This window comes from Polaromonas sp. YR568, from assembly GCF_943369415.1.
Taxonomy (GTDB): Bacteria; Pseudomonadota; Gammaproteobacteria; order Burkholderiales; family Burkholderiaceae_C; genus Polaromonas.
The window spans coordinates 1-15980 of the sequence record NZ_CALRNF020000005.1 but is presented as its reverse complement, the minus strand read 5'-3'; the positions used below and the strand labels follow the sequence as shown (position 1 = coordinate 15980).

13 protein-coding genes are annotated in these 15980 nt (G+C 64.2%); 4 read left to right on the top strand and 9 right to left on the bottom strand.

Annotated elements, in window-relative coordinates:
• Positions 1-47: 47 nt before the first annotated feature.
• The gene (locus ACLV74_RS04945) at positions 48-1529 is read right to left on the bottom strand and encodes an HlyD family type I secretion periplasmic adaptor subunit (protein ID WP_411878269.1); all 1482 of its coding nucleotides are present in this window, start codon (positions 1527-1529) and stop codon (positions 48-50) included.
• A complete protein-coding gene (locus tag ACLV74_RS04940) occupies positions 1526-3790 on the bottom strand; it encodes a peptidase domain-containing ABC transporter (RefSeq protein WP_411878268.1) in 2265 nt (754 codons plus the stop codon). Before ACLV74_RS04940 ends, ACLV74_RS04945 begins: the two co-directional genes overlap by 4 nt.
• A gap of 427 nt (positions 3791-4217) precedes the next feature.
• On the opposite strand from ACLV74_RS04940, the gene ACLV74_RS04935 reads away from it, so the two are divergent.
• Both ACLV74_RS04935 and ACLV74_RS04930 read left to right on the top strand, forming a co-directional pair.
• The gene (locus tag ACLV74_RS04935; protein ID WP_411878267.1) at positions 4218-4484 is read left to right on the top strand and encodes a hypothetical protein; all 267 of its coding nucleotides are present in this window, start codon (positions 4218-4220) and stop codon (positions 4482-4484) included.
• 37 nt (positions 4485-4521) lie between these two features.
• Complete coding sequence (locus tag ACLV74_RS04930; RefSeq protein ID WP_411878266.1) at positions 4522-4869, top strand: DOPA 4,5-dioxygenase family protein; 348 nt, start codon at positions 4522-4524, stop codon at positions 4867-4869.
• A gap of 18 nt (positions 4870-4887) precedes the next feature.
• On the opposite strand, the gene ACLV74_RS04925 is transcribed toward ACLV74_RS04930, so the two are convergent.
• The 7 genes from ACLV74_RS04925 to ACLV74_RS04895 form a co-directional block, all read right to left on the bottom strand.
• Complete coding sequence (locus ACLV74_RS04925) at positions 4888-5973, bottom strand: acyltransferase family protein (RefSeq protein WP_411878265.1); 1086 nt, start codon at positions 5971-5973, stop codon at positions 4888-4890.
• Positions 5974-5989: 16 nt separating this feature from the next.
• Positions 5990-6952: an NAD(P)H-dependent flavin oxidoreductase gene (locus ACLV74_RS04920; protein ID WP_411878264.1), complete on the bottom strand. Its 963-nt coding sequence runs from the start codon at positions 6950-6952 to the stop codon at positions 5990-5992.
• A 92-nt stretch (positions 6953-7044) separates the two neighbouring features.
• Positions 7045-8835, bottom strand: coding sequence for an acyl-CoA dehydrogenase (locus ACLV74_RS04915; RefSeq protein WP_411878263.1), 1791 nt, complete (start codon positions 8833-8835; stop codon positions 7045-7047).
• Between the two features lie 141 nt (positions 8836-8976).
• Positions 8977-9909 carry an electron transfer flavoprotein subunit alpha/FixB family protein gene (locus tag ACLV74_RS04910; protein WP_411878262.1) on the bottom strand — a complete coding sequence of 311 codons (933 nt, stop codon included), beginning with the start codon at positions 9907-9909 and terminating at the stop codon, positions 8977-8979.
• An 11-nt stretch (positions 9910-9920) separates the two neighbouring features.
• Positions 9921-10670 (bottom strand): electron transfer flavoprotein subunit beta/FixA family protein, encoded by a 750-nt coding sequence (locus ACLV74_RS04905; RefSeq protein ID WP_411878261.1) that lies wholly within the window; start codon positions 10668-10670, stop codon positions 9921-9923.
• 254 nt (positions 10671-10924) lie between these two features.
• Entirely contained in the window at positions 10925-12256 is a 1332-nt protein-coding gene (locus ACLV74_RS04900; protein ID WP_411878260.1) for a mechanosensitive ion channel family protein, read from the bottom strand.
• A gap of 88 nt (positions 12257-12344) precedes the next feature.
• Positions 12345-13298 (bottom strand): histone deacetylase family protein, encoded by a 954-nt coding sequence (locus ACLV74_RS04895; protein ID WP_411878259.1) that lies wholly within the window; start codon positions 13296-13298, stop codon positions 12345-12347.
• Positions 13299-13338: 40 nt separating this feature from the next.
• Between ACLV74_RS04895 and ACLV74_RS04890 the strand changes: the two genes are divergently transcribed.
• Positions 13339-14259: an AAA family ATPase gene (locus tag ACLV74_RS04890; RefSeq protein WP_411878258.1), complete on the top strand. Its 921-nt coding sequence runs from the start codon at positions 13339-13341 to the stop codon at positions 14257-14259.
• 33 nt (positions 14260-14292) lie between these two features.
• Positions 14293-15312 (top strand): DUF58 domain-containing protein, encoded by a 1020-nt coding sequence (locus ACLV74_RS04885; protein ID WP_411878257.1) that lies wholly within the window; start codon positions 14293-14295, stop codon positions 15310-15312.
• The last annotated feature ends 668 nt before the right edge of the window (positions 15313-15980 follow it).

Sequence of the window (15980 nt, the reverse complement as noted above, 5' to 3'; positions counted from 1 at the left end):
TCACCAATCAAGAAGCGTGGCTTCCGATAGCAACGGGCTCTGCCCCATCACCTCTCCCTCCCCGACTCCTGCACCGCCTTCTGCACAGGCGACAGCAAATACTCCAGCACGGTCCGCTTGCCCTGGTTGATCTCGGCCACGACCTGCATGCCCGGGGTGATGACCAGCGCCCGACCCTGCGGGTCTTTGAGCACCTGCTCATCGAGCTTGACGCGGACCTTGTAAGTGGCCATGGCAGCGGCTGCTGCTGCCGCGGCGTCGCTGTTGCTGGTGCCGCTGGCGCTTGATGAAGAACCGCTGCCGCCCTGGTTGTTCTGCGTGGCGTCGGCGCTGATGTGGATGACCTTGCCCATCAACATGCCGTACTTCTGGAAGGGGTAGGCGGCGAGCTTGACCTGGGCGGACTGGCCTACCTGCACAAACCCCACATCGTCGTTCTTGATGGAGACGTCGGCGAACAGTTGTTCGCCCTGGGGCACCAAAGTGAGCACCACGGTGCCGGGCTGCACGACGGCGCCGACGGTGGTGGTGGCCAGGTCCTTGATGACGCCGTCTTGCGGGGCGCGCAGCTCCATCAGGCCTTCCTTGTAAATGCTTTTGTCGAGCGTGGGTTGCAGCTGCGCGGTTTTGGCGCGCACGTCGGCGAGTTCTTTTTGCAGTTCGCTTTTGTAGGCGCTTTGCAGCTGGCTGATTTTTTTGGTCTGTGCGGCGATGGTGGCGTTGAAGGCCAGCACGGCGGATTGCTGGGCGTCGAGGTCCTTGGCTTTTTCTATCGCTTCGCGCTGCTTGTCGGCTGAGGCCAGGCCGCCCATAAAACCTTCTTTCTCGAGCTTTTCGTAGGCGGCGGCCGTGCGCTGGTAAGTGGGCAGGGTCTGCTGCAGCTTGGACAGCATTTCGGCCGCGCCTTTTCTTTCATGCTCGGCCTTGGTGAGCATGGATTTTTCCTGGTCCAGGCTGTCGAGGAAGGCCTTGCGGTGCGCGATGTACTGGCTTTGCACATGGGCATAGGCTTGCGGGTCGTCGCCGGCCTTGGGCAGCATGGGCTGGTCGTTGAGTTCGGCTTCCAGGCGGCGCATCTGCAACTGCTGTGTTGCCAGGTCGCTGCTGATGCCGGCCTTGTCGGCGCTGGCCAATGTGGTGTCCAGCCTGGCCAGTACCTGGCCGCGCCTGACGGTATCGCCTTCGTTGACCAGCAGTTCCTTGACGACGCCGGGCTCGGCCGGCTGCACGATCTTGACCAGGGTCTGCGGGACGATCTTGCCTTCGGCGGTGGCGATGATGTCGAGCTTGCCGACGGCCGCCCAGGCCAGCAGGATGAAGACCAGCACCGCCACGGCCCACAGCACGATGCGGCCGAACTCGCTGGGCGCTTCGTTCTGGATCAGCTTGAGCGGGTCGTGCCAGCGGGTGGGCGGGCGTAGCGGGATGATTTTGGCGGTGGGCTGTGGCATTTGCGGGCCGGCTGCTTGCCCGTCTGCCGCGTCTGTCGCGCCTTCTTCCTGCGTCATGGTCGGTGGCACGGCGCTCATTCTTCGCCCTCCGCCTTGGGCACGGTGCGCAGCGCGGCGCCGCCGGCGTGGTTCATGGGCGTGACCTTGTTGCCGGGCCCTGCCGGGCCTTGCGTGGGCGACATCAGCTGCGCGCCGGTGGCGGTCAGGCGGAAGACGGCGTCTATCTTCAGGCCCTTGGGCAGGCCGTGGGTGATGAAGAGCATGGTGACCTTGCCTTTGAGGGCGTTGATGGTTTGCGCGAAGTGTTCGGCCGTAGGGCCGTCGAGTGCGCTGGTAGCTTCGTCGAACACCAGGATGCTGGGGCGCTTGAGCAGCGCGCGCGCAATCGCGATACGCTGCTTCTGCCCGCCCGAGAGGCCGGCGCCGCGTTCGCCGATTTCCGTCTGGTAGCCCTGGGGCTGGGCTTCGATGACGCTGTGGATTTCGGCCATCTTGCAGGCGGCGGTGATCTGCTCAAAGGTGGCGTTGGGGCTGGCCATCTGCAGGTTGTCATAGATGGTGCCGCTGAAGAGCATGGTCTCCTGCGGCACCACGCCGAAGTGGCTGCGCAGCTCGTTGGCCGACAGGTAGCGTATGTCGATGCCGTCGATCAGGATGCGGCCGGCGCTGGGCTGGTAAAAGCCCTGCAGCAGTTTGGCCAGCGTGCTTTTGCCGCAGCCCGAGGGGCCCATGATGCCTATCATCTGGCCGGGCTTGATGTTGAGCGACAGCTTCTCGTACACCAGCGGCAGGTGCTCGGCGTATTTGAAGGCGATGTCATGGATCTGGATCTCGCCCTTGCGCCCGGTGTCGCGCGCGGGAATCACCGAGTAGGGCTCGACCGGCGCGTTCATCAAATCGCCCAGGCGATCCACCGAGAGGCTGGCCTGCTGGAACTGCTGCCACAAACCGACCAGGCGCAGCATGGGCTGCGACAGCCGGCCCGAGAACATCTGGAAGGCCACCAGCATGCCGATGGTGAACTCCTTGCTGTGCATGACGGTGTAAGCGCCTATGCCCAGGATGAGCAGGCTCATCAATTGCTCCAGCAGGTTGGACGCGGTGTTGTAGGTGTTGGCCAGCTGCTTGGTGGCGAAGCCGGCCTGCAGGTAGCTGGCGAGGTAGCCGCTGTATTTGCTGTTGAGCTGGGGTTCCAGCTGCAGGGACTTGACGGTTTCCAGGCCGACCACGTATTCGGTCAGGAAGGCCTGGTTGCGCGCGCCCATCTGGAATTGCTCTTGCAGCCGCGCCTGGAACAGGGGTGCGACCACCAGGCTGAGGCCGACGATGACGGCCAGGATGGCCAGCACGATCAGCGTCAAGGTGACGCTGTAATAAAACATGATGGCGACGAAGATCAGCAGGAAGGGGAAGTCCAGGATCAGCGTGACGGCGGCGCTCGCGATGAACTCGCGAATGGTTTCCACGCCGTGCAGGCGCGCGGCAATGACGCCGGTGGGCCGGTGCTGGAAGTACAGCGGCGGCAGCTTGAACAAACGCTCGAACACCGATGAGCCCAGTACCGCATCAACGCGGTTGCCGGTGTGCAGCACCAGGTACTGGCGCAGCCACGACAGCGCCGCCGAGAAGGTCATGAAGACCAGCATGCCGATGGCGATGACAATGAGCGTGCTCTCGGTACGGTGCACCACCACCTTGTCGATGATGGCCTGGGTGAACAGCGGCGTGGCCAGCGCGATGAGCTGGATGACCAGGGAGGCGAGCAGCACTTCCTGCCAGAGCTTTTTGTGCTTGAGCAGCTCGGGCACAAACCAGCTGAAGCCGAACTTGCGCGATTCGCGCGCCTGGGCTTCGCTGTCGGGATCGACGGCCGGGTCTGCCTGCGGCGTGACGCGGGTGACGTGGCCGCTGTAGCGCAGGCTGAACTCCGCCAGGGGCAGCGTGCGGGGTGTGGCGTCGCCGGCTTCTACCAGCAAGACGTTGGCGGTGTCGGCCTGCAGGACCAATGCCGGCGCCGTTTGCGCGGCGGGTTGTTCTTCATTCCGCTCCTGATCCAGGCCCTGCTCCTGCCCGTCGACTGGCGTTGCGGCCGCCCCGGCTTTTGGCGCAAGCCAGGCAATCAGCGGAAAGGTTTCCTTGTGCAGCTTCTCGGCTTTGGCCTTGCGGTGGAGCGCATCAAAGCCATAAGCCTGCATCGCGCCCAGCAAGGACTGCGTTGTATAGGGCGCCGCCAATTGCTGGCGCGCCAGCGCGTCTGAAAACGGCTTGCGATGCAGCGCGCAGACCCCCTGCAATGCCCAGAAAAAGGCATCTCCCGAAATTTCTTTTTGGTCCATCATCCCGACTTCGCCCCCTGCGGGACGTTTGTTTATTCTGGAATCATCTTTGCGCATCGTCCCCTGTCGATACGCTGCCTGACCAACCCCGCGTGATGTCAAAACACCTGACAAACATCTCGCTTTGTTCAAATCAGTTTAGATTTAAAAACAAGAAAGAGCAGTCAATTTTTTTTGAGGTGTTGCTTTTGCGAAGCAATTTTTCCCATTGGAGAAATGGCGTTTTTAGGCCTGGTTTTTTCGCATGAAACCATTTGCCTTACTGCCTCCTCCAAACAGTGGAGATGAAAAATGATGTGAATCAAGCCTGCAGAAAATCGGCTTCTGAAAACACAAATCTGAATGGATAAAAAGGTATTGGTGGAAAACCCTGATCACAACAGCGGCGTCATCAAGCCGCAATAATGGTGTCATCACGGAGACACCCAACATGGCACACGTACTGGCAAAACTCATGGGCGCACCACTGGCCGCAGTCAAACAGCAACTGGAGCATGACGCGGCAGAACATGCGGAACAAGGCATGTACCTTGAGCACCTGTGGCAGAACGCTGAAAATTCCGAAGAAGTGTTTTTCCTGTTCCAGGTGAAAGACCTGGCGCACTGCCGGCAACGCATGCGCGAAACGCACGCGAAGGCCCGCGCCGAAAACCCCGGTATGCCGCTGCCCGAGTTGACTTTCCTCGATGGCTTCTAAAGAACCTGCGTTTTACGCCTGAACACTTTTACCTGACATGACCCAGCGCCCCGTCAATATTCACACTCGCTACCACGCCCATATTTATTTCGGGCCCGACACGGTCGGGCAGGCGCGCGCGCTGGCAACCAGGGCCGGCGAGTTGTTCAAGGTCGGCGTGGGACGCGTGCATGAGCGCGAAGTCGGGCCGCACCCGCAGTGGAGTTGCCAGCTGTCGTTTGACAGCGCGGAGTTCGACCGCCTGATTCCGTGGCTGGAGAGCGAACGCAAAGGCCTGGATGTGTTTGTGCACGGGCTCACGGGCGACGACCTGGCGGACCACACGACGCATGCCTCATGGCTGGGCGAGCCCGCGGAGCTGAAACTGGAAATGTTCAGGCGCTGAGCTTGCGCCCTGGCCGCATCAGGGACTGGACGGCCGGCGAAAACGCCCGGGCGCGAACAGCGCGGGCGCCGACTCCACCCGGCGGTACAGCACTCCGCCCGCGAGCAATGACAGCACAAACGCGAGCAGCATGCCCAGGGCGTTCGCGGCCAGCTGCGTGGGCCAGAAGTGGCTGATGACCGCACTGACCAGCAGGCATACGGGGAAGTGGATCAGGAACACCGAGTAGGACATGCGGCCCAGTTGCACAAGCCGGCGCTGCTGCAGCCAGCGCAACGGCCGGCCGCCCTGCCCAAGGCCCGCCAGCCAGACCAATCCGAAGGCGGTGACCAGGGCCACCACGATCCGGCCCCTGAAGTCGAGTGCCAGGGCAAGCGCGCCCAGCAACGCCATGACCGCCAGCCAGAACACGCGGCGTGCACCCACCGCCCGTGATGCCCAGAAGGCCAGCATGCCGAGCGCGTAGGAGCCGAAGAAATACAGCGCGGTGGTGTCAAAGGACAGGCGCCGGTTGAACACCAGCAAGGACAGCAGCGCGAGCAGCAGCACAGCCGCCGCGCCTGCGGACACCGCTTGCATCGTACGCGGCTGTTGCCGGCGCGTGGCGGCAAACACCAGCACGGCCAATGCATACAGCTGGAAGTCGATGGCCACATACCAGACGCCGGCCGACAAGGCCTCTTGCCCCAGCACATCCTGCAGCAACAACACGTGGGCCAGCAACTGAAGCACACCAGGCGCCGCGGGCACTGAGGGATGGTCGAACCACGGCCTGACCAGCGCGGCCACCAGCACGCTGACGGCAAGCGCCACCAGGTAGGGTTTCACGAGCCGCGCATAACGGCGCAAGATCAGGTGGCCGGGCGCCTCGAACACGGCCACGCCCTGTGGCGCCAGTGAAGCGGCGGCGAGGAAACCGCCCACGACCAGGAAGAGCTGCACCGCCATGCGGGCGTAGTCGTACAGCCAGTCGATCAGGCCCGGCACGAAGGGATACACCACGTCCGACATGGGCCCGTAAAACGCCAGGTGGTGCCAGACGATCAGCACGCAGGCCAGGCCTTTGAGGGCGTCGATGCCCGGAAGGCGCTGGGGTGTCGTCATACGGCCGTGAAAGCGTTCAGGCGCAGAGGCGCTGGCGCGCTTCGTGGTATTCGCGCTTGAGCTGCTCGATAAACTCCGCGGCGGGCTGCACCTTGCTGACCGCGCCTATGCCCTGGCCGCAGCCCCAGATGTCTTTCCAGGCCTTGGACTTGCTGCCCTCGCCGCCGCCGAAGTTCATGGTCTTGACGTCGCCCTCGGGCAGGTTCTCCGGGTCCATGCCGGCCGCGCGTATCGAAGGCGCGAGGTAGTTGCCGTGCACGCCGGTGAAGAGGCTGCTGTAGACGATGTCGTCGGAGTTGCCGTCGACGATGGCCTGCTTGTAGTCGTCGGCCGCGCGGGCTTCATCGGTAGCAATGAAGGCCGAGCCTATGTAGGCGAAGTCGGCGCCCATGGCCTGCGCGGCCAGCACGGCACCGCCGGTGGAGATGGCGCCCGACAGCGCCAGCGGGCCGTCAAACCACTGGCGGATTTCCTGGATCAGGGCGAAGGGGCTTTTGACGCCCGCATGGCCGCCCGCGCCGGCGGCTACCGCCACCAGGCCGTCGGCGCCTTTTTCAATCGCCTTGCGCGCAAATTTGTTGTTGATGATGTCGTGCAGCACCACGCCGCCGTAGCTGTGCGCTGCCGCGTTGATGTCCTCGCGCGCGCCCAGGCTGGTGATGTAGATGGGCACCTTGTACTTCACGCACAGTTCCATGTCGTGCTCCAGCCTGTCGTTGGACTTGTGCACGATCTGGTTGATGGCAAAGGGGGCGGCCGGCTTATCGGGGTTGGCCTTGTTGTAGGCCGCGAGTGCCTCGGTGATTTCGGCGAGCCATTCGTCAAGCTGCGACGCGGGGCGCGCATTGAGCGCGGGCATGGCGCCCACCACGCCGGCCTTGCACTGCGCGATGACCAGCTTGGGGTTGCTGATGATGAAGAGCGGCGAGCCGATGATGGGCAGCGGCAAGTTGCTCAATGCGCCGGGCAGTCTGGACATGGTGGCTCCGAAGTTCAGGGATTCAGGGTTCATAAAACCACGCTGCCCGCGCGGGGCAGCTATGGATGCTATGGATGAGCGGCCATGCCGCTTCAGAACGCGTCGAGTGCCAGCGCGGTCACGCTGTCTGCGCCTTCAACGATGCTGTCGCGCAGGCCGGGAGCTTTGGTCAGCAGGTGGTCGGCGTAAAAACGCGCGGTGATGATCTTGGCCTGCATGAAAGCCGTGTCCACGCCTTGCGCGATCTGCTCCTGCGCGACCAGCAGCGAACGCGCCATCTGCCAGCCGGCGACCACATTGCCCGCGAGCATGAGGTAGGGCACGCTGCCGGCGAACACGGCGTTGGGGCTGGCCTTGGTGTTGCCGGCGACAAAGTCGACCACGTCGATAAACGCCAGGCGCGCGGCCTTCAGGCGTTTGGCCACGGCCAGGGCGTCGGCGCTGCCCTGCTTCACGAGTTCTTTTTCGGTTCCTTCAATCTGGCCGGCGATCGCCTTGGCCGTCTGGCCGCCGTCGCGCGAGGTCTTGCGGCCTATCAGGTCGTTGGCCTGGATGGCGGTCGTGCCTTCGTAGATGGTCAGGATTTTCGCGTCGCGGTAGTACTGGGCCGCGCCGGTTTCCTCGATAAAGCCCATGCCGCCATGCACCTGCACGCCCAGCGAGGTGACTTCGAGGCTCATCTCGGTGCTGTAGCCCTTGACCAGCGGCACCATGAATTCATAAAAAGCCTGGTTCTGCTTGCGCACCTCGGCATCGGGATGGTGGTGCGTCGCGTCGTAAGCCGCGGCGGCGACCGAGGCCATGGCGCGGCAGCCTTCGGTGTAGGCGCGCATGGTCATCAGCATGCGCTTGACGTCGGGGTGGTGGATGATGGGCGCGCTGGCCTTGATGGAGCCGTCGACGGGGCGGCTCTGCACGCGGTCTTTGGAAAAGGCCACGGCCTTCTGGTAGGCGCGCTCGGCAATCGCGATGCCCTGCATGCCGACGGCGTAGCGCGCCGAGTTCATCATGATGAACATGTATTCGAGGCCGCGGTTTTCCTCGCCGACGATGTAGCCCACGGCGCCGCCGTTATCACCATACTGCAGCACGGCGGTGGGCGAGGCCTTGATGCCCATCTTGTGTTCGATGCTCACGCAGTGCACGTCGTTGCGCGCGCCCAGCGCGCCGTCCTTGCCGACCATGAACTTGGGCACGACGAAGAGGCTGATGCCCTTGACGCCTTCGGGCGCGCCTGTCACACGGGCCAGCACCAGGTGCACGATGTTCTCGGCCATGTCGTGCTCACCGTAGGTGATGAAGATCTTGGTGCCGAAGACCTTGTAGCTGCCGTCGGGCTGCGGCTCGGCACGGCTGCGCACCATGGCCAGGTCCGAGCCGGCCTGCGGCTCGGTCAGGTTCATGGTGCCCGTCCATTGGCCGCTTACGAGTTTTTCGAGGTAGACGGCCTTGAGCTCATCGGAGCCGGCCGTCAGCAGCGCTTCGATCGCGCCGTCACTGAGCAGCGGGCACAGCGCAAAACTCATGTTGGCGGAGTTGAGCATTTCGCCGCAGGCCGCGCCTATGGTTTTGGGCAGGCCCTGGCCGCCGAAATCGGCCGGGTGCTGCAGGCCCTGCCAGCCGCCTTCGACGTATTGTTTGAAGGCTTCCTTGAAGCCGGGCGTGGTGGTGACTTCGCCATTCTTCCAGCTGGAAGGATTGATGTCGCCCTCGCGGTTCAGCGGTGCCAGCACCCCCTCGTTGAACTTGGCGCACTCTTCAAGCACCGCCTGCGCGGTGTCGAAGCCGGCTTCCTCGAAGCCCGGGATTTTTGCGATTTGTTCGATGTTGGCCAGGTGTTTGATGTCAAACAGCATGTCCTTGAGGGGGGCGGTGTAGCTCATTGTTTGTCTCCGGAATTCTTGGCTCCTTCCCCCACCGGGGGAAGCTTGGGATGGGGGCATGCGGCCGTGGCAAAAGCACTTGCTCAAGCGCAGCCGGCCCCCACCCCTGCCCTCCCCCAGCGAGGGAGGGAGTTGAACTATTTACAGTGCAGCAACCAGCTCGGGCACGGCCGTGAACAGGTCGGCTTCCAGGCCGTAGTCGGCCACGCTGAAGATGGGCGCTTCGGGGTCCTTGTTGATCGCCACGATGACCTTGCTGTCCTTCATGCCGGCCAGGTGCTGGATGGCGCCGGAAATGCCGGCGGCGATGTAGAGCTGGGGCGCGACGATCTTGCCGGTCTGGCCCACCTGCCAGTCGTTGGGGGCGTAGCCCGCATCGACGGCGGCGCGCGAAGCGCCCAGTGCCGCGCCCAGCTTGTCGGCCAGCGGCGTCAGCACTTCGTTGAACTTCTCGCTGGAGCCCATCGCGCGGCCGCCGGAGACGATGATCTTGGCGGCGGTCAGTTCAGGGCGGTCGCTCTTGGCGATTTCGGAGCCCAGGAAGGTCGACTTGCCGCTGTCGGCCACGCCCGCAGGCGTTTCGATGGTGGCGGAACCGCCGGAGGCAGCCGCCGCGTCAAAGCCGGTGGTGCGCACGGTGATGACTTTGGTCGCGTCCAGGCTTTGCACGATGGCGATCGCGTTGCCGGCATAGATGGGGCGCTCAAAGGTGTCGGCCGCATCGACCTTGGTGATGTCGGAGATCTGGCCGACGTCCAGCGTCGCGGCCACGCGGGGGGCGATGTTCTTGCCCGAGGCGGTGGCGGGAAACAGGATGTGCGAATAGGCGGAGGCGATGGCCAGCACCTGCGCGGCCATGTTCTCGGCCAGGCCGTGGGCGAAATGCTCGCCTTCGACGTGGATGACTTTGGCCACGCCGGCAATGGCGGCGGCAGCCTTGGCGGCGGCTTCGGCGCCCTTGCCGGCCACCAGCACGTGCACGTCGCCGCCGCACTGGGCGGCAGCCGTCACGGTGTTGAGGGTGGCGGGCTTGATGCTGGCGTTGTCGTGTTCTGCAATAACAAGTGCGGTCATGTCATCAGTCCTTAAATTACTTTGGCTTCGTTCTTGAGCTTGTCCACCAGGGCGGCCACGTCGGCCACCTTGATGCCGGCGCTGCGCTTGGGCGGCTCGCTGACCTTCAGGGTCTTGATGCGCGGCTTGACGTCGACACCGAGCTCTTCGGGCTTGATGTTGTCGAGCTGCTTTTTCTTGGCCTTCATGATGTTGGGCAAGGTGACGTAGCGCGGCTCGTTGAGGCGCAGGTCGGTCGTGATGATGGCCGGCAGCGTGAGCGACAGGGTTTCCAGGCCGCCATCGACTTCTCGCGTGACCTTGGCCTTGCCGTCCGCCACTTCCACCTTGGAAGCGAAGGTGGCCTGGGGCCAGCCCAGCAACGCGGCCAGCATCTGGCCGGTCTGGTTGCAGTCGTCGTCGATGGCCTGCTTACCGAGGATGACGAGCTGGGGCTGCTCTTTGTCGACCAGTGCCTTGAGCAGCTTGGCCACGGCCAGGGGCTGCAGTTCTTCGGCGGTTTCGACCAGGATGGCGCGGTCTGCGCCTATCGCCATGGCGGTGCGCAGGGTTTCCTGGCACTGCAGCACGCCGCAGCTGACGGCGATGACCTCGGTCACCACGCCTTTTTCCTTCAGGCGGGTCGCCTCTTCGACGGCGATCTCGTCAAACGGGTTCATGCTCATCTTGACGTTGGCGATGTCGACACCGGTGCCATCGGATTTGACGCGGACTTTGACGTTGTAGTCCACAACGCGTTTGACGGGAACCAAGACCTTCATGAGAGGACTCCAGAGTTGTTGATGGGACGTATTGATTGACGTTGACGTAAACGTAAGCTTTGCATTCTATGCTGCGGCATGCCGGGTGCGGGCTGCGCGCCGGCGGCCGGAGGGTATCCAGGGGTGCCGGGCAGAAAAAGAACGGTCGTTCTATTTTTCATTATAGAGGGCGAACCAAGGGGAATTAGAGCATCCTGCCCAACCCCTGTCCTGAAGGTGTCTTTCGGGCCTCCACCGGCCCTTGCGTCCGGCGCTCAGGAAGGCCTGGCGTCCCCATCACCACCGTCGCCGGCCACCGTGACGCGGGTGTGCACCACGCGCTGTGGGTAGGGAATGTCGATGTTGTTGGCCCTCAGCGATTCGAGGATGCGCAGGTTGACGCGCGAGCGCAGGTTTTGCTGGCCGTTCTCGGGGTCGGCCATCCAGTAATTGAGGGTGAACTCCAGCCCGTCGGCGCCGAAGTTGGTCAGGTTGGCGCCGGGGGCCGGGTCGCGCAGCACGCGGTCCTGCGTGAGCGCGGCTTCAATCAGCAGGCGCATCACCAGTTCCACGTCGCTGTCATAACCGACCGACACCACGGTGGACTGCAGCACCTGGGGGTCGCTGAGCGACAGGTTTTCGACGCGGCTGCTGATGAACATCTCGTTGGGCACGATGGATTCCCGCCCCGAGGGCGCGCGCACCACGGTGTAGCGCGCGTTGATGTCGGTGATGCGGCCTTCAAAGGTGTCCACCCGCACGTTGTCGCCTATGCGCACGCTGCGCTCGGCCAGCATGACGAAGCCGCTGACGTAATTGGCGGCGAGCTTCTGCAGGCCGAAACCCACGCCCACGCCGACCGCGCCGCCCAGCACCGAAAGCGCCGTGAGGTCTATGCCCACCGAGGACAGCGCCAGCAGCAGGCCGACGAACATCAGGACCGCGCGCACGGCATTGCTGACCGCCTTGCGCAGCGACAGTTCGTTGCCGGTGGCCGAGCGCAGCAGGCGCGCCTCGATGGCCGAGGAAATCCACAGCGTGATCAGCAGCACCACGCCGGCCGTCACCGCGCCCTCGAGCATGGTGCGCACCGACAGCGTGCTGTTGCCTATCTTCCACTTGATGCCGTCGAGTTCGTCCAGCACCACGGGCAGCAGGCCGCTGACCCACAGCACCATGGCGATCCAGGCCAGCCAGGAGATGGTGCGCTCCAGCGCCCGCACCAGCGGCGCATTCTTGAAGGCGACCTGCAGCACCTTGACGCCCAGGCGTATCACGGCCAGCGACACCAGCACGGGAATCGCCACCTTGAAGACCGCCATCGGGAACATGCGCTCCAGCAAGGCTTTCGCCGCGTAGGCCAGGAACAGCAGCAGCAAAGGAAACAGCACGCCGTCGATGACGCGCCGCCCGAACAGGATGGAGGTGTCGTCGACCGCCATGCGCGCGCGGCCCGCCACGCGCACCACCAGCCAGGCCAGCAGCGCGCAGGCGATCAGCGCGGCGAGTTCCGTCAGGGAACTGGGCTGGGCCAGCGCGGCGAACCAGCCATCCAGGGTGTCGATACGGGCGGGGGGACGGGTCGTCAGGGCGCCGGCGCTGGCCATGGGGGGTTCCTTGTGTCGATGGGGGCTTGCACGCCTTGCGGTGCAGCGGCCTTGAGTTCAGCGTATGCGGCGCGCATGAAGAAACCTTCTACAGGTCAGCCAGCACGCGGATGTGGGCTTCCACGCTGCGTGCCAGCGCATTGAGGTTGTAGCCGCCTTCGAGCGACGAGACGATGCGGCCCTGCGAATGGCGCTTGGCGACGTCCTTGATGCGCTGGGTGATCCAGGCGTAGTCCTGCTCGACCAGGCCCATCTGGCCCAGGTCGTCTTCACGGTGGGCGTCGAAGCCGGCGCTGATGAAAATCATCTCGGGCCTGAATTCTTCCAGGCGCGGTATCCACATCATCTCGATGAGTTCGCGCACGTCCATGCCCTTGGTATAGGCCGGCACCGGCAGGTTGAGCATGTTGGCGGCGTGGCTTTCCGCGCCGCTGTAGGGGTAGAGCGGGTGCTGGAAGAAGCTCACCATCAGCACCCGGTCGTCGCCGGCCAGGATGTCTTCGGTGCCGTTGCCGTGGTGCACGTCGAAGTCGACGATGGCCACGCGCTTGAGGCCGTGGCGCTCCAGCGCATAACGCGCGGCGATGGCGATGTTGTTGAAAAAGCAGAAACCCATGGCCTTGTCGTGGCAGGCGTGGTGGCCGGGCGGGCGCACGGCGCAAAAGGCGTTTTCGAGCTCGCCCGAGAGCACGGCGTCGGTGGCGGCCAGCGTGGCGCCGGCGGCGCGCAGGGCGGCGTTCCAGGTGTGCACGTTGAGGGCCGTGTCGGGGTCTATCTGGGCATAGGCCGGCCCGCCCGCCTTGATGTCGTCAGCCAGGCGGTCGCTCAGCCCGCGCAGCGCGGCGACCATCATGCGGTCGTGCGCCAGTTCGATGTCGCCCAGCGCCGCCTGCGGCGCCTCGCGCAGGTCCAGCGCGTCCTTGACGCCTATGGCCAGCAGCCAGTCGTCAATGGCGTCGAGGCGCTCGGGGCACTCCGGGTGTCCGGCTCCCATCTCGTGCTTGCGGCAGTCGGGATGGCTGAAATAACCAGTCGCGTTCATCGGGAAATTTTTTACGAAAAATTACGGTATGGTTGACGCCATGAATGTCACAGAAAAACTTCAAGCGCTGCTGAATCAGCTTAACACGGTCATCGTCGGCAAGCCGGCCCAGGTGCAGGACTGCGTGGCCTGCCTGCTGGCCGGCGGCCACCTGCTGATCGAGGACGTGCCCGGCGTCGGCAAGACCACGCTGGCCCATGCGCTGTCGCGCTCCTTCGGCCTGCAGTTCTCGCGCGTGCAGTTCACCGCCGACCTGATGCCCAGCGACCTGTCGGGCGTGTCGATTTACGAGCGCCAGAAGGAAAGTTTTGTGTTCCACCCCGGGCCGGTGTTCGCCCAGGTGCTGCTGGCCGACGAGATCAACCGCGCCAGCCCCAAAACCCAGAGCGCGCTGCTCGAAGCCATGGAAGAAAAACAGGTCACCGTCGAGGGCGAAACCCGCCCCCTGCCCCTGCCCTTTTTTGTGATCGCCACGCAGAACCCGCACGACCAGCTGGGCACCTACGCCCTGCCCGAATCGCAGCTGGACCGCTTCCACATGCGGATTTCGCTGGGCTACCCCGACCGCGCGGCCGAACGCGAACTGCTGCGCGGCGCCGACCGGCGCGAGATGGTCGAGCAACTGCCCGCCCTGCTCCTGCCGCACGACCTGCTGGAGCTGCAGCAGATGGTGTCGCAGGTCCACGCGTCCGAGCCGCTGCTCAACTACCTGCAGGACCTGGTCGCCGCCACCCGTTCGGGCCGCTGGTTTCTGCAGGGCCTGAGCCCGCGCGCCGGCATTGCCATCATGCGGGCGGCCAGGGCCCAGGCCTTTTTGAGCAAGCGCGACTACGTGGCGCCCGACGACGTCGCCGCCGTGCTGCCGCAGACCGCCGCGCACCGGCTGATTCCGGTCAGCGACGCCGGGCGGGGCTCGGTCGAACAGGTGTGGGCCATGCTGGATGCCGTGCCGCTTCCCTGATCGCGGGCCCCGCACCAAAACGGTTTCTTTTGTATGGCCGCGTTGATCTCCCTGCCCAACCCCCTGGCCCCCGTCCGCAGGCGCTTCCACGCATGGTGGCAAAGCCGGCTGCCCTTCACCGACAGCGTGACGCTGACCCAGCGCAATGTCTACATCCTGCCTACCCGCCCGGGCTGGATGATGGGCCTGACCCTGCTGGTGCTGCTGGTCGCCTCCATCAACTACCAGCTCAGCATGGGTTATTTGCTGACGTTTTTGCTGGCCGGCAGCGCGCTGGTCGGCATGCACGTCTGCCACGGAACGCTGCGCGGCCTGGCCATGAACCTGGTCGCGCCCCATGCCCACTACGTTGGCGCGACCGCCGCGTTTGAAGTCAAACTCATGAACGCCCGGCGCAGCACGCGCCACGGCATAGGCCTGAGCGTGCTCGACCCGCACGACGTGGACCCGCAAAAAGGCCACGAACGGCACTGGGCCTGGACCGACGTGCCCGCCCAGGGCAGCAGCGTGGTGCAGGTGGCCTTCACCCCGCCAAGGCGCGGCCTGCACAGGCTGCCGACGCTGACCGCCGAAACGCGTTTCCCGCTGGGCACCTTCCGCGTCTGGACCATCTGGCGGCCCGCGGCGCAAATCCTCGTCTACCCGGCCCCCGAAGCGCATCCGCCGCCCCTGCCGCCCGGCGAGCCCCGCTCCGGCGGCGCCGCGGCCGCCCTGCGCGCGCAAAACAGCGGCGAATTCGACGGCGTGCGCGGCTACCGGCGTGGCGACCCGATGAAGCTGGTGGTCTGGAAGAAGGCGGCGAAAGACGACGGGCAAGGCAGCGGGCTGGTGGTGCGCGATACGCAGCAGGCGCAGCGGCACGAGCTCTGGCTGGACTTCATGCAGGCCGGTTCCGCCGGCGTCGAGCAGAAGCTTTCACGGCTCTGCGCTTGGGTACTGATGGCTGACAAGCTTTCTCTTGATTACGGATTGAGGTTGCCTTCTTTGGAGATCAAACCTGGTAGTGGGGAGGCACATAAGCGCTTGTGCCTGGAGGCGCTGGCGGTATGTTGAGAGTTTCTTTGCCTGCCCGACGGGGGTTGGTTCTGCTTGGTCCTGCTGGCCGGGGATTGCCCGGCGGCAACTCACTTTTAGCGAAACCCGCAAAGCGGGTTTTCTTTTGTTCGCCAAAAGGCGCGCTACGCGCGCGGGGTTTGCTCACTTCGCGAAGCGAAGTTACGCAAACACCAAAAGTAAGCAAAAGAAAAGGCGACCCTGGTTGCTGCGTCCCTCCGCTTCGCTACGGGCAACCTGCGGTGCTCGGTTCAGGCGGGGTCTCGCTAAACTCGCTTCGCTCAAACAACGCGATCCCTTATCCGCCTGAACCTCCGCTCCTCGGCGCATCCACAAGGGGGGGAGCGGGGAGAAGAAATACCAAACAGCCGAATACCCATACCGAGTACCTGAAGAAACAAGGACACGCCGTGGCGTGTCCTTGTTTGTATTGGATTGGTTTCTTTGTCTTTTTGTCCCCGCTCCCGATCCCGATTGCCCCTTGTGGATGCGCCGAGGAGCGCAGGGCCAGACGGATCTGGGCAAAAACTTGTTTGAGCCGCAGGCGAGTTGTTTTTGACCCCGGCTGGACCGAGCACCGCAGGTTGCCCCGGAGCGAAGCGCAGGGGACGCAGCAACCAGGGTCGCCTTTCTTTTGCTTACTTTTCTTTGGCGAAGCAAAGAAAAGT

Coding starts and splice junctions, on each gene's coding strand:
- ACLV74_RS04935 (WP_411878267.1), top strand. CDS start 4,218: ATGGCACACGTACTGGCAAAACTCATGGGCGCACCACTGGCCGCAGTC.
- ACLV74_RS04905 (WP_411878261.1), bottom strand. CDS start 10,670: ATGAAGGTCTTGGTTCCCGTCAAACGCGTTGTGGACTACAACGTCAAA.
- ACLV74_RS04895 (WP_411878259.1), bottom strand. CDS start 13,298: ATGAACGCGACTGGTTATTTCAGCCATCCCGACTGCCGCAAGCACGAG.
- ACLV74_RS04925 (WP_411878265.1), bottom strand. CDS start 5,973: ATGACGACACCCCAGCGCCTTCCGGGCATCGACGCCCTCAAAGGCCTG.
- ACLV74_RS04885 (WP_411878257.1), top strand. CDS start 14,293: ATGGCCGCGTTGATCTCCCTGCCCAACCCCCTGGCCCCCGTCCGCAGG.
- ACLV74_RS04890 (WP_411878258.1), top strand. CDS start 13,339: ATGAATGTCACAGAAAAACTTCAAGCGCTGCTGAATCAGCTTAACACG.
- ACLV74_RS04920 (WP_411878264.1), bottom strand. CDS start 6,952: ATGTCCAGACTGCCCGGCGCATTGAGCAACTTGCCGCTGCCCATCATC.
- ACLV74_RS04940 (WP_411878268.1), bottom strand. CDS start 3,790: ATGATGGACCAAAAAGAAATTTCGGGAGATGCCTTTTTCTGGGCATTG.
- ACLV74_RS04910 (WP_411878262.1), bottom strand. CDS start 9,909: ATGACCGCACTTGTTATTGCAGAACACGACAACGCCAGCATCAAGCCC.
- ACLV74_RS04930 (WP_411878266.1), top strand. CDS start 4,522: ATGACCCAGCGCCCCGTCAATATTCACACTCGCTACCACGCCCATATT.
- ACLV74_RS04915 (WP_411878263.1), bottom strand. CDS start 8,835: ATGAGCTACACCGCCCCCCTCAAGGACATGCTGTTTGACATCAAACAC.
- ACLV74_RS04900 (WP_411878260.1), bottom strand. CDS start 12,256: ATGGCCAGCGCCGGCGCCCTGACGACCCGTCCCCCCGCCCGTATCGAC.
- ACLV74_RS04945 (WP_411878269.1), bottom strand. CDS start 1,529: ATGAGCGCCGTGCCACCGACCATGACGCAGGAAGAAGGCGCGACAGAC.